The 13739-nt window shown below is 42.9% G+C and carries 7 protein-coding genes and 3 rRNA genes; 9 read left to right on the forward strand and 1 reads right to left on the reverse strand.

The genetic code is table 11. From position 1 onward, the window contains the following. Positions 1–146 precede the first annotated feature (146 nt). The 9 genes from NQ560_RS03905 to NQ560_RS03945 all read left to right on the forward strand — a co-directional run bounded on the left by NQ560_RS03905 (position 147) and on the right by NQ560_RS03945 (position 12510). The gene (locus tag NQ560_RS03905) at positions 147–1247 is read left to right on the forward strand and encodes an ABC transporter ATP-binding protein (protein WP_005331024.1); all 1101 of its coding nucleotides are present in this window, start codon (positions 147–149) and stop codon (positions 1245–1247) included. Beyond that, positions 1244–2107, forward strand: a complete 864-nt coding sequence (locus NQ560_RS03910) for an ABC transporter permease (RefSeq protein WP_005331025.1) — start codon at positions 1244–1246, stop codon at positions 2105–2107. The genes NQ560_RS03905 and NQ560_RS03910 overlap by 4 nt, the downstream gene beginning before the upstream one ends. Beyond that, the gene (locus NQ560_RS03915; RefSeq protein ID WP_005331026.1) at positions 2107–3525 is read left to right on the forward strand and encodes a GldG family protein; all 1419 of its coding nucleotides are present in this window, start codon (positions 2107–2109) and stop codon (positions 3523–3525) included. Before NQ560_RS03910 ends, NQ560_RS03915 begins: the two co-directional genes overlap by 1 nt. Continuing rightward, complete coding sequence (locus tag NQ560_RS03920; RefSeq protein WP_005331027.1) at positions 3512–4912, forward strand: DUF4340 domain-containing protein; 1401 nt, start codon at positions 3512–3514, stop codon at positions 4910–4912. The genes NQ560_RS03915 and NQ560_RS03920 overlap by 14 nt, the downstream gene beginning before the upstream one ends. Positions 4913–5131: 219 nt before the next feature. Next, positions 5132–5686: a VanZ family protein gene (locus tag NQ560_RS03925; RefSeq protein ID WP_005331028.1), complete on the forward strand. Its 555-nt coding sequence runs from the start codon at positions 5132–5134 to the stop codon at positions 5684–5686. A 19-nt stretch (positions 5687–5705) separates the two neighbouring features. Continuing rightward, positions 5706–6812 (forward strand): glycosyltransferase, encoded by a 1107-nt coding sequence (locus NQ560_RS03930; RefSeq protein WP_005331033.1) that lies wholly within the window; start codon positions 5706–5708, stop codon positions 6810–6812. Between the two features lie 650 nt (positions 6813–7462). Further along, positions 7463–8993 (forward strand): 16S ribosomal RNA (locus tag NQ560_RS03935). 231 nt (positions 8994–9224) lie between these two features. Then, positions 9225–9342 (forward strand): 5S ribosomal RNA (gene rrf, locus NQ560_RS03940). Between the two features lie 279 nt (positions 9343–9621). Then, positions 9622–12510 (forward strand): 23S ribosomal RNA (locus NQ560_RS03945). Together the 16S, 23S and 5S rRNA genes form the textbook arrangement of a ribosomal RNA operon. Before the next feature lie 244 nt (positions 12511–12754). On the opposite strand, the gene NQ560_RS03950 is transcribed toward NQ560_RS03945, so the two are convergent. Next, entirely contained in the window at positions 12755–13624 is an 870-nt protein-coding gene (locus NQ560_RS03950) for a LysR family transcriptional regulator (RefSeq protein ID WP_040015234.1), read from the reverse strand. Positions 13625–13739: the final 115 nt, after the last annotated feature.

A 13739-nucleotide genomic window follows, 5' to 3' on the forward strand; every position in this document is an offset into this window, starting at 1 on the left:
CTTTCATTCTATGAGAGAGTTTAACACAAAAATTCATTTAAAAATCTATTTTCACAAACTTTTCACTTTTGGACATGCAAAAGTTTAATTTGAGTTTAGATTCATTTTCTTTAATAAGACTTGGAAGAAAATGTAGGAGGTTTGTGATGATTTCAGTAAAACATTTAACAAAATGTTACGGTGAATTTACCGCAGTAGACGATTTGTCCTTTGAGATTGATGAGGGTCATGTCTATGGTTTTCTGGGACCTAATGGTGCCGGAAAGTCTACAACTATGAATATCATTACCGGCTGTCTGTCAGCGACATCCGGTCAGGTCACGATTGATGGTCATGATATTTTTGAAGAGCCGAAAGAAGCCAAGAGAGCAATCGGCTATTTACCGGAGATTCCACCGCTTTATACGAATGAGACACCAGAGGAATATCTTAAGTTTGTTGCAGAAGCGAAAGGATTAAAAGGAAAAGAAATGGATCGTCAGATCGAGGGTGTCATTTCCCAAACGAGAATCCAGAATGTGAGAAAACGTCTGATTTCCAAGTTGTCGAAGGGGTACAGACAGAGAGTTGGGATTGCCCAGGCACTTCTTGGAAATCCGAAAGTTATTATTTTAGATGAGCCTACCGTAGGATTGGATCCGATTCAGATTATTGAGATCCGTGATCTGATCAAGCAGTTGGGAAAAAATCATACAGTTATTTTAAGTTCCCATATTTTATCAGAGGTGCAGGCAATCTGTGAAAAAGTGTTGATTATTTCTGGTGGGAAATTAATTGCATTTGATGAACCGGAACATTTGGAGAAGTCACTGGCAGGTTCTAACGAAATCTTGTTTACAACAGAGGCAACGCAGAAAGAAGTAGAGGAAGTGAAGTCTTTACTTGGTGAAATTACAGAGGTGTCTTACCGTGAGACGCAAGACGGCCTTTTAAGTGTGACAATGAAGACAGATTCTGATGATATCCGTGGAATCAGCCGTAAGCTTTCTATGGAATTTGCAAAGAGAGAAAAAGCGCTTTACGAGCTGACCTCCAAGAAAGCAAATTTGGAAGATATCTTCCTGGAGCTGACAGAAGCTGCTGACCCGGCAGATGTTCCTGAAAAAGATAGTGAACAGGTGAAAGCAGATCTTCGGGATATGGAAATCAGTGGTCTGGAAGAAATTGGTGGTCTTGAGAAAGACGAGACTGACGAGGAAGAATACAGGAATAAAAAGAAACAGGAAGAGGAGGAGAAAACAGAATGAAAGCAGTATTAAAACATGAGCTGTCCGGTTATTTTCATTCTCTGACGGCCTATGTATTCGGAGCATTTCTTCTTGTATTCGTAGGAATCGGATCTATGCTCTACAATATCCAGCAGGCAGTTGCAAACTTTGAATATGTGCTTGGATTTATCAGCCTTATATTTGTCGGATTAGTGCCGATCCTGACTATGAGAGTTCTGGCAGAAGAGCGAAAACAGAGAACAGACCAACTTCTTTATTCGCTGCCGATTACAACGACAGATATTATCCTTGGAAAATATCTTGCGCTTTTAGTTGTATTTTTAATTCCACTAGTAATTGTTGCTTTTTATCCACTAATCTTTGCAAAGTTTGGAGATGTCTATCTTTTGACATCGTATGGAAGCTTGATCGCATTTTTCATTATGGGTGCAGCACTTATTGCGATAGGAATGTTTATTTCTTCGTTGACAGAGAATCTTGGAATGGCAGCAGGTATCTGTGTGGCAGTTGTATTGTTCAATTATTACAGTGTCAGTTTGGCAGATTACATTTCCAGCAGTGTGATAGGTTCCATTATCGCACTTGTTGTATTGATTTTGATTGTCGGCCTGATTATTAAGATTCTGACGAAAAATGATGCGGTTGCGGCAGGTGTTGCTGCAGTTTTATTGATTGCAGTTGCTGTGATTTATTTTGCAAAGAAAAGTGTGTTCGAAGGACTGCTTCCGAATATTATGAAGACGTTGTCCTTGTTTGAACGGTTTTATTCATTTGTAAATGGAGTGTTTGATATGACAGCTATTGTATTTTATCTGTCTGTCATTGTATTCTTCTTGTTCCTCTGTGTTCAGTCACTTGAGAAAAGGAGGTACAACTAATGAAGAACAAAACAGCTTTAAAAGGCGGTACTTATTCTATTGTATTGACAACAATTGTGCTTGCAATTCTGATCGTGGTAAATATATTTGCCCAGGCACTGCCGTCTTCTGTAACCCAGTATGATATCAGTTCCACGAAACTTTATTCTATCACAAGCAACACAAAAGTTGTTGTAAATACATTGGAAGAGGATGTGACAATTTACTGGGTCGTACAGAATGGTAAAGAAGACGATGTCATTGAAAAGCTTTTGGACAAATATGATACATTATCTGATCATATTAAAATAAAAAAGAAGAATCCGGATATTTATCCGACATTTACCCAGAAATATACAAGTGATGAGGTTGCCAACAACAGTCTGATCGTAGAGTGTGGGGATCGCAATCGTTATATCGCATATAGTGACATCTACGTAACCAGTGGAAGCGCATATTCAGGCTACAGCGGAACGACTTCATTTGACGGAGAAGGAGCAATCACTTCTGCGATTGATTATGTAGTGAACAGCGAACAGCCAAAGATGTATATATTGAATGGACACGGCGAAGCAGAACTTTCCACAACATTTAGTAATCAGCTTACAAAAGAAAATATTGAGACTGAGGAATTTTCGCTTCTGACAACCAATGAAGTTCCGGACGATGCAGATTTTGTGTTAATAAATGCGCCGTCCAGTGATATTTCCGAGGAAGAAAAAAATATGCTGGAAGATTATTTTAACAACGGAGGTAAGCTGCTTGTTATGGCAGGACCGGTGGAGAGTGGAAATCTTCCGAACCTTTATAGACTTTTATCGGATTATGGTGTGAAATCTGATAACGGAGTTGTTGTTGATACAGACCATGATCACTATGCTTTTCAGGCACCGTATATCCTGATGCCGACCATTGAGAGCAGCAACATTACAGATCCGCTTCTGGATGAGAGTTATTATGCAATTGTACCGATCGCAAGAGGACTGGAGGTTGGAAATACGGATAAAGATGTAAATGTGACGTCACTTCTCACAACATCAGACGAGGCATATTCAAAGGCGGCAGGATACAATTTGACAACTTATGATAAAGAAGACGGGGATACAGATGGACCATTTGCGTTAGGAGTAGATATTACACAGGATGAAAATGATGGACAGATGATCTGGTATGCATCTTCTTATCTGGTCGATGATACTTACAACAGTTATTCTTCCGGAGCAAACCTGGATCTGGTCATGAATTCTATATCCTCACTGGTAGGACAGCGTGACGCAGTTTCAATCAGAAGCAAATCCTTACAATATAATTACCTGACGATCAGTGATTCTACTTCATCAATTCTGAAGCTTGTCATGATTGGAGTATTCCCGATTGTTTATCTGGCTGTTGGTATTGCGATTGTTGTGAAGAGGAGACGGGCAAATGAAGCGAACTAAAAAATTATATATCCTGATTGGAGTTTTAGTGGTGATATGTATTGCCACATTTGCTTTGAGCAAGACAGAAAAAAAGAAAGAAAATATTAAAAACAGTGACAAAACGGTTTTGGAAGTGGACAGTGATTCTGTGAATAAAATCTCCTGGAAGAGCAGTTTGGGAAGCCTTGCCTTTGAAAAAAAGGATGGTACATGGACTTACACCGATGATGCAAACTTCCCAGTAGATCAGGATAAGATTGCCGAGAGATTAAAACTATTCAAAGAATTTGGTGTGGCATTTGAGATTGAAGATGTGGACGATTATGGACAGTACGGTCTGGATGATCCGGAATGTACAATCACATTGGAGACGGACGATGAGACTTATGAAATCTCACTGGGTGATTATAGTACCATGGATTCACAGCGTTATGTTTCAATCGGAGATGGAAATGTGTACCTTGTGAAAAATGATCCGATGGACAGTTTTGATGTGACAATTGATGCGCTTGTGAAAAATGATGAGATTCCAAACTTTAATCAGGTGGAGAAGATTTCAGAAATTAAAGTTTCCGGATCTACTTCTTTGGATGCAAAATACAAAGAAAATGATGGTCTTTCTGACAATGAGGACGACATTTATTTTGTGAACAAAGATAAAGAAGAACAGCCGCTGGATACGAATCTTGTGAAGACCTATCTGAACAATGTAAATGCACTGAATCTTGGAACGTATGTGACTTATAATACGACAGATGAAGAAGTTGCAAAATATGGACTTGATGAGCCACAGTATAATCTGGAGGTAAAATATACACCGAAGTCCGAGGATTCTTCTGAGGATTCCGGTGACAGTAAAGATTCAGAAGCAGGCAGCAGTGAGAAAACATTTATACTTCATGTCAGCGCAAAACAGGACGACAAAGCCTATGTCAGAATCGGAGATTCCAAGATTATCTACGAGATTACAGAAGACGAATATAAGAATGTGACAGATGGTTCTTATGATTCGCTGAGACATAAATCAGTTGTAACAGCGGATCTTTCGGATGTGGACAGTGTAAAAGTGACGCTGGAAGATAAAGATTACACCATTGATCTGTCTGAGAAGAAGGGCGACGTTGTCAGTACTTATGACGGAGAAGAAATTGAAGGAACAGACTTTACAGATGCACTTAAAGCGCTGAAAGCAAGTGACTTTACAAGTGAAGAACCTTCTGAAAAAGAAGAAATCAGCTTTACGTTACATTATAAAGATGACAAATATCCGGAAAAAGAAGTTAAAATATATCGATATGATGGAACGAATTGTCTTGTGACAATTGACGGGAAATCCATATCACTAGTAAAACGAGATCTGGTCGTAGATTTGACGGAAGCAGTGAATGCAATTGTGTTGAAGTAAATGTCGTATCCCTTGAATCTGCGAGTAGAACATAAATGTACAGGACCCTGGTGGGAGTAATCTTGCCAGGGTCCTGTACATTTATGTAATCCTGCCGGAAGTTATTTATACTCGTATATTAGAATTGTATGCTAAAAATCTGTGATAAGAAAGGTTTTGCCCTAGACAAGAAAAAATATATGTGCTATTCTAGTCCCTATTGAAAAAGGAGACGGTCATTTGGATATTTATCAGATATTAGTTACACATAACAGAGAATGGACGGCAAGAGAGTTCCTGTTTTTTGTTATTGTGTTTATAGTCGTAGCATTTTGCCTGCGGCAGTTGGTAAAAAGAGACAAGATGAAAGGCTTTCAGGCATATGCATGTCTCGCAGCTCTTACATTTCTTGCGATTGTATATGCATCGACAGTATTTACAAGAAATCCACAGACAGATTATCATTATAACCTTGATTTATTCTGGTCCTGGCGGGCAGTATTTCGTGGCAGCAGAGAGATGTTGAAAGAAGATATTTTAAATATTGTGTTGTTACTTCCGCTTGGTGGATTACTTCCATTTGTCTTTGACAAAAAGATCCGCTGGTGGCAGGGATTGTTATGTGGAATAGTGGTTTCGCTCGGAATCGAGATATTGCAACTTGTTCTGAAAAGAGGGCTGTTTGAGTTCGATGATATAATGAATAACAGTATAGGCTGCATGCTGGGGTGCATATTTGGAAATTTAGTGGCTTATCTGTTAGCGGGAAAACCAATATGGCATAGAGACAGATAGAAAAGAGTTTGAGAGGTTCATGAAAAAAGTTTTATTTGCAATTAATACATTAAATAATGGCGGGGCGGAAAAGGTGCTGCTTACATTGTTGCGGTATCTGGATCCAAAAAAGTATGAGATACATCTGCTGGTCGTGTTTGGAGAAGGGATTTACTTTGAACAGATTCCTCAATATGTGAGAGTGACGCATATTTTCCCATGTAAAAGTAAAGAAGCAACAAAAGAAATACGAGAGCATGCAGCTAAGCTATATGAACAATATGTAAAAGAATCTTACGATGTTATGGTCGCGTTCCTGGAAGGACCGTCCACGAAGATTCTATCTTACTGCAATGATCCAATGTGTCGGAAATATGCGTGGATGCATACGAACTTAAAAAAACGTCACCGCACAGCGGTATTTTACAAAAGCTTTGAAGAAGAAAAATATGCATACAGTCAGTACGATAAGATTGTATTCGTGTCAGAGGCAATTCGCGTCGCATTTGGAGAAATGTTCGGTATAGAATTAGTTCAAAATGCAGCGGTCTGTTATAATCCTTTAGAGGCAAAGACAATCCGCAGAATGGCAGAAGGCTATGAAGTGGCACATGACAAATTTACAATTTGTGCAGTGGGACGTGTGATTCCAGAAAAAGGATTTCTTCGCCTGACCAGTATCTGTGAGCATATGGTAGAAGATGGCAGAGACTTTACTCTTAATATAGTAGGAGATGGAAAAGAATATGACCGTCTAAAAGAAATGGTCGAGTCTCATCATTTGGAAAAATGGGAGCATTTGATTGGATTTCAAGAGAACCCATATCCATATATAAAAAATGCAGACTTATTTGTCTGTTCTTCCTTGAATGAAGGATATAACCTTGCAATCAGTGAGGCGGTTATACTTGGTGTGCCGGTTATATCTACAGATTGTAGCGGAATCAAGGAAAACCTCGGTAACGGAAAATGGGGATATATTGTAGAAAATAGAAAAGAAACATTATATCATGCAATTTCCAGATGCTTTGATGAACCAGGATTCTTAGAAGAATTAAAGAAAAAATCTGAGGCAGGTAGTATACAGGATACGTATGAAGGAAGATTAAAGAAGATAGAGAGTATAATAGAAGGTGTAGTAAACTGATAAAAATGCTATGTCCCAACTAACGGGCAAAGGTGCCTTTTTTAGATTACCTCTTCTGATTTGTGAAAAAAGAGAGATTTTAGATTCAGATGGGAAAATGAATTGTATAAATTGTGCAAATAAAATAAATAATAAAAACAATATTGACAATTCTGGATAGGCATGATATATTATACAAGCTGTCGCGTGAGACAAGACTGGAAAGTGCTTAAGAGCTCATGGGAACGCAAAAAAATAAATGAAATTTCCTGTTGACAAATGTCGATAGAAATGATATTCTAGTTAAGCTGTTTCGAACGACAGAGATGATCGAAGCGGACAGCAAAAAGAAAAATAAAAAAGTTGTTGACAAGCGATTGTGAATGTGATAATATAAATAAGATGTCGCTGAGACGACAACAAAGAAAAAGGACCTTGATAATTAAATAATAGACAACAACCCTGAAGATTCTTTAAGAGAAAATTCAGAACGGACATTGAATAAAATGAAGTTCGACTTCGTCGAACGGCTTTCATACTAAATTCGTGAAAGACCTCATTAAGTATTCAATGCCAACCTTAAAACAGTAAAAGGGATAAGGAAGCTAGTAGTTTTCTTGACCTGGAACGAACTTTGATTTTAAATCCGAGTCAAATCGGAATTAAGATTTTTAAACGAGAGTTTGATCCTGGCTCAGGATGAACGCTGGCGGCGTGCTTAACACATGCAAGTCGAGCGAAGCACTTAAGTTTGATTCTTCGGATGAAGACTTTTGTGACTGAGCGGCGGACGGGTGAGTAACGCGTGGGTAACCTGCCTCATACAGGGGGATAACAGTTAGAAATGGCTGCTAATACCGCATAAGACCACAGTACTGCATGGTACAGTGGTAAAAACTCCGGTGGTATGAGATGGACCCGCGTCTGATTAGGTAGTTGGTGAGGTAACGGCCCACCAAGCCGACGATCAGTAGCCGACCTGAGAGGGTGACCGGCCACATTGGGACTGAGACACGGCCCAGACTCCTACGGGAGGCAGCAGTGGGGAATATTGCACAATGGGCGAAAGCCTGATGCAGCGACGCCGCGTGAAGGATGAAGTATTTCGGTATGTAAACTTCTATCAGCAGGGAAGAAAATGACGGTACCTGACTAAGAAGCCCCGGCTAACTACGTGCCAGCAGCCGCGGTAATACGTAGGGGGCAAGCGTTATCCGGATTTACTGGGTGTAAAGGGAGCGTAGACGGCTGTGCAAGTCTGAAGTGAAAGGCATGGGCTCAACCTGTGGACTGCTTTGGAAACTGTGCAGCTAGAGTGTCGGAGAGGTAAGTGGAATTCCTAGTGTAGCGGTGAAATGCGTAGATATTAGGAGGAACACCAGTGGCGAAGGCGGCTTACTGGACGATGACTGACGTTGAGGCTCGAAAGCGTGGGGAGCAAACAGGATTAGATACCCTGGTAGTCCACGCCGTAAACGATGACTGCTAGGTGTCGGGTAGCAAAGCTATTCGGTGCCGCAGCTAACGCAATAAGCAGTCCACCTGGGGAGTACGTTCGCAAGAATGAAACTCAAAGGAATTGACGGGGACCCGCACAAGCGGTGGAGCATGTGGTTTAATTCGAAGCAACGCGAAGAACCTTACCTGATCTTGACATCCCGATGACCGCTTCGTAATGGAAGTTTTTCTTCGGAACATCGGTGACAGGTGGTGCATGGTTGTCGTCAGCTCGTGTCGTGAGATGTTGGGTTAAGTCCCGCAACGAGCGCAACCCTTATCTTCAGTAGCCAGCATTTAGGATGGGCACTCTGGAGAGACTGCCAGGGATAACCTGGAGGAAGGTGGGGATGACGTCAAATCATCATGCCCCTTATGACCAGGGCTACACACGTGCTACAATGGCGTAAACAAAGGGAAGCAGAGCCGCGAGGCCGAGCAAATCTCAAAAATAACGTCTCAGTTCGGATTGTAGTCTGCAACTCGACTACATGAAGCTGGAATCGCTAGTAATCGCAGATCAGAATGCTGCGGTGAATACGTTCCCGGGTCTTGTACACACCGCCCGTCACACCATGGGAGTCAGTAACGCCCGAAGTCAGTGACCCAACCGAAAGGAGGGAGCTGCCGAAGGTGGGACCGATAACTGGGGTGAAGTCGTAACAAGGTAGCCGTATCGGAAGGTGCGGCTGGATCACCTCCTTTCTAAGGAAAAAAAGTAGGGGTTGTTGTCTGTTATTTAGTCATCAAGGACTGAGCGCGGCTCAGGACTGTAAAAATGAGGAAGCAAACTTGTTTGCTGAATCATTTGAAACAGGAATGAGACATGTGAAGGCTTGAATCTACCGAAAAGAAGCGGAGCGAATTTGAGGTAGGGCAAGACGCGCGAAGGACGAGATGAAGATTATTGGTTCTGTAAAAAGGCCAAATAGTATTTCCGGTGGCGATGCGCTTAGGGGTAACACCCGTTCCCATCCCGAACACGATGGTTAAGACCTAAGCGGCCGATGGTACTTTACTGGAGACGGTACGGGAGAGTAGGTGGCTGCCGGATTGAAAAATAAACTGGTTTTACCAGTGATCAGAGGGCTGAAGAGATTCAACTTCCTGATGGCTGATAAAACAGTCAAACATGTACCTTGAAAATTGCATATGAGAAATATAGATAAGATATTAAATATCTAATCAAGACATCCGAGGTAATTGTTATAAACAGAGTAATAATTACTACACAATTCGAAGAAAACGAATCCAAAAAATTGACCTAGAAGCCAACGCATGCAACGCTATGCATGTGTAAGCAATCATTCATTCCCGTGGATGAGAGCAAGTTGGTTATGCTAATAAGAGCGTATGGTGGATGCCTTGGCACTAAGAGCCGATGAAAGACGTGATAAGCTGCGAAAAGCTTCGGGGAGGAGCAAATATCCTATGATCCGGAGATCTCTGAATGGGGAAACCCACCTGAGCAAACCTCAGGTATCCTAACGCCAATACATAACGTTAGGAGGGGAACCCGGTGAACTGAAACATCTAAGTAGCCGGAGGAAGAGAAAACAACATGTGATTCTGGAAGTAGCGGCGAGCGAAACCGGAAGAGCCCAAACCGGAGTGCGTGCACTCCGGGGTTCGGACCGCGGAATTGATCCAAAAGACTTAACAGAACGGCCTGGGAAGGCCGGCCAGAGAGGGTGAAAGCCCCGTAAGTGAAAGGTCGATTGGCATGGCGGTATCCAGAGTAGGTCGAGACACGTGGAACCTTGACTGAATATGCGGGGACCACCCCGTAAGGCTAAATACTCCTTAGTGACCGATAGCGCATAGTACTGTGAAGGAAAGGTGAAAAGGACCCCGGGAGGGGAGTGAAAAAGAACCTGAAACCATATGTTTATAAGCTGTGGAACCACTTTAAATGTGGAACCGCGTACTTTTTGTAGAACGGTCCGGCGAGTTACGCTGGCTGGCGAGGTTAAGTCCTTAAGGGATGGAGCCGAAGGGAAACCAAGTCTGAATAGGGCGAAGAGTCAGTCGGAGTAGACCCGAAACCGGGTGACCTATCCATGTCCAGGATGAAGTTGCCGTAAAAGGCAATGGAGGTCCGAACCCACATCCGTTGAAAAGGGTGGGGATGAGGTGTGGATAGGGGAGAAATTCCAATCGAACCCGGAGATAGCTGGTTCTCCTCGAAATAGCTTTAGGGCTAGCCTCATACAAGTCTTGCGGAGGTAGAGCACTGAATTTCCTAGGGGGCGTCAAAGCTTACCGAAGAATATCAAACTCCGAATGCCGCGTAGATGGTGTATGGGAGTCAGACTGCACGAGATAAGTTGGGTAGTCAAAAGGGAAAGAGCCCAGACCTGCAGCTAAGGTCCCAAAATGTGTGTTAAGTGGAAAAGGATGTGGGATTTCGAAGACAACTAGGATGTTGGCTCAGAAGCAGCCATACATTCAAAGAGTGCGTAATAGCTCACTAGTCGAGAGGTCCTGCGCCGAAAATGTCCGGGGCTGAAACACACTACCGAAGCTCAGGAATGTACTTGTACATTGGTAGAGGAGCATTGTATACGGGAAGAAGCAGTACCGATAAGGAGCTGTGGACTGTATAGAAGAGAGAATGCCGGAATGAGTAGCGAGAGGAAGGTGAGAATCCTTCCGGCCGAATATCTAAGGTTTCCAGAGTAAAGCTGATCTGCTCTGGGTAAGTCGGGGCCTAAGGCCAGGTCGAAAGACGTAACCGATGGACAACAGGTTGAAATTCCTGTACCGCGATATAACAGAACTGTGGGGACACGTGTGGAGAGCACAAGCCGGGAATGGAAAGCCCGGCGCAAGCAAGGTAGGAGTCGTACTGGCAAATCCGTACGGCAATCCGAAGATGTGATGCGTACCGAATTAAGAGTAGGGAAGAGTGTGAGCCATGCGTCAAGAAAAGCCGCTATTGTTTGTATCGCGCCCGTACCGTAAACCGACACAGGTGGATGAGGAGAGAATCCTAAGGCCGACGGGAGAAGCATTGTTAAGGAACTCGGCAAAATGACTCCGTAACTTCGGGAGAAGGAGTGCCACTGAGAGGTGGCCGCAGAGAATTGGCCCAAGCAACTGTTTAGCAAAAACACAGGTCTATGCAAAACCGAAAGGTGAAGTATATGGGCTGACGCCTGCCCGGTGCTGGAAGGTTAAGGGGAGAGGTTAGCGCAAGCGAAGCTTTGAACTTAAGCCCCAGTAAACGGCGGCCGTAACTATAACGGTCCTAAGGTAGCGAAATTCCTTGTCGGGTAAGTTCCGACCCGCACGAAAGGCGTAATGATTTGGGCACTGTCTCAACAATGCACCCGGTGAAATTGAAATACCAGTGAAGATGCTGGTTACCTGCGCCAGGACGGAAAGACCCCATGGAGCTTTACTCCAGCTTGATACTGGGATTCGGTATTGCATGTACAGGATAGGTGGGAGGCTAAGAAGCGGTAACGCCAGTTGCTGTGGAGCTGCTGTTGGGATACCACCCTTGCAGTACTGGGTTTCTAACCAGCGGCCTTAATCAGGTCGGGGGACAATGTCAGGTGGGGAGTTTGACTGGGGCGGTCGCCTCCGAAAGGGTATCGGAGGCGCTCAAAGGTTCCCTCAGAATGGTCGGAAACCATTCGAAGAGTGCAAAGGCAGAAGGGAGCTTGACTGCGACACCGACGGGTGGAGCAGGTACGAAAGTAGGACTTAGTGATCCGGTGGTATAAAGTGGGATTGCCATCGCTCAACGGATAAAAGCTACCCTGGGGATAACAGGCTTATCACTCCCAAGAGTTCACATCGACGGAGTGGTTTGGCACCTCGATGTCGGCTCATCGCATCCTGGGGCTGAAGTAGGTCCCAAGGGTTGGGCTGTTCGCCCATTAAAGCGGTACGCGAGCTGGGTTCAGAACGTCGTGAGACAGTTCGGTCCCTATCCGGCGTGGGCGTAGGATATTTGAGAGGAGCTGTCCTTAGTACGAGAGGACCGGGATGGACTGGCCGCTGGTTGATCTGTTGTTCCGCCAGGAGCATAGCAGAGTAGCCAAGCCGGGACGGGATAAACGCTGAAGGCATCTAAGCGTGAAGCCCCCCTCAAGATGAGATATCCCAACGAAAGTTGTAAGACCCCTTGAAGACGACGAGGTAGATAGGACAGAGGTGGAAGTGTGGTAACACATGGAGCTGACTGTTACTAATAGGTCGAGGGCATAACCAAGTAAGGTGGATAGGTAAGATGTTAAAAAGTTTCTTATATGCAGTTTTGAAGGTATATATTTTATAATAAGAAGTGATTGGTAAAAGCCAGTCATTTTTTTGTATATAGAAAGTTGCATTTCCTATTATACAAAAAAGCCTTGTCGCTTAAACAACAAAGCTTTTGCAGATTAAAATAATGTTTTATCGTTTATTTCTGTTGAGATAATAATGTCGTATCGCTGTTGATACTGTGTTTCTCTTAGTTAGCAGTGATTCTGAATATATGTAATAAACTTTTCCACACTACTATTAATGTAAATTCCCTTTTTCCACACTAGACCAATCTGCTGTTCTATCGAAGGATTCATTGGAATCCCGACGATATCCGGTAGATTGCGTATGACAGATTTATATAGAAAAGCGCCGCCCAGTCTCTGGGCAATGAACTGTCGAATGGTATGTAGCTGACTGGCATGCATGATGATATTAGGCTTGATACCATGTCGTTCAAACAGTCCCATTAATGTATTCGTCTGTACTGAATCAGTATTGTACATCATAATTGGCTCATTTTTAATCATTTCGACTGTAAGTTCTTTTTCTCTTGCCAGTGGATGTTCCGGTGATACACAGAACACAAAAGAATCGGAATCAATCGGGTAAGAGTTCATTTTATCAATATCATAAAAATCCATATTAACTAGTGAAACGTCCAGAGTCTCTTCATTTACAAGAGAGGCAGCACGAATAGAGCCGTATTCAAATAATTCCAGGTGAATTTCCGGGTGTATTTTGGAAAATTCTACATAAATATCCGGAAAATAAACTGTACTTAAAAGCGGTGGGATTCCAATGCGGACCGGCGGAGTCTGTCTGCCAAGATCGTGGAGTTCCGAAGAGCTTTCTTTAATATAACGCAGCATGTCCTGGGCTTTCTGATAAAATAATTCTCCTTCTTTTGTGAGTGTAACATGGTTTTTCGAGCGGACGAAAAGATTGATGGAAAATTCCTTTTCTAATTCTCGGATTGCGCTGGAAATGGCTGGCTGAGTGACGTAAAGTTCTCTTGCTGCCTGAGTAATACTGTGATGCCTGCAAGTGGCACAGAAATATTCTAACTGGGTGATTTTCATAAAAGTTCCTCCTGCTTTTTGTGCAATGTGCTGGTCTTCTTGTGAAAATGTTACGAAGCACCTCGTTAAATGATAATTCATTATACCATGATTCTGTTGAAAATGCCAAAAATGT

It is taken from the genome of Dorea formicigenerans (assembly GCF_025150245.1).
In the GTDB taxonomy this organism is placed as follows: domain Bacteria; phylum Bacillota; class Clostridia; order Lachnospirales; family Lachnospiraceae; genus Dorea; species Dorea formicigenerans.

Excerpts from the sequence above, each read along its gene's own strand:
- NQ560_RS03905 (WP_005331024.1), top strand. The coding sequence starts at position 147 with ATGATTTCAGTAAAACATTTAACAAAATGTTACGGTGAATTTACCGCA.
- NQ560_RS03910 (WP_005331025.1), top strand. The coding sequence starts at position 1,244 with ATGAAAGCAGTATTAAAACATGAGCTGTCCGGTTATTTTCATTCTCTG.
- NQ560_RS03915 (WP_005331026.1), top strand. The coding sequence starts at position 2,107 with ATGAAGAACAAAACAGCTTTAAAAGGCGGTACTTATTCTATTGTATTG.
- NQ560_RS03920 (WP_005331027.1), top strand. The coding sequence starts at position 3,512 with ATGAAGCGAACTAAAAAATTATATATCCTGATTGGAGTTTTAGTGGTG.
- NQ560_RS03930 (WP_005331033.1), top strand. The coding sequence starts at position 5,706 with ATGAAAAAAGTTTTATTTGCAATTAATACATTAAATAATGGCGGGGCG.
- NQ560_RS03950 (WP_040015234.1), bottom strand. The coding sequence starts at position 13,624 with ATGAAAATCACCCAGTTAGAATATTTCTGTGCCACTTGCAGGCATCAC.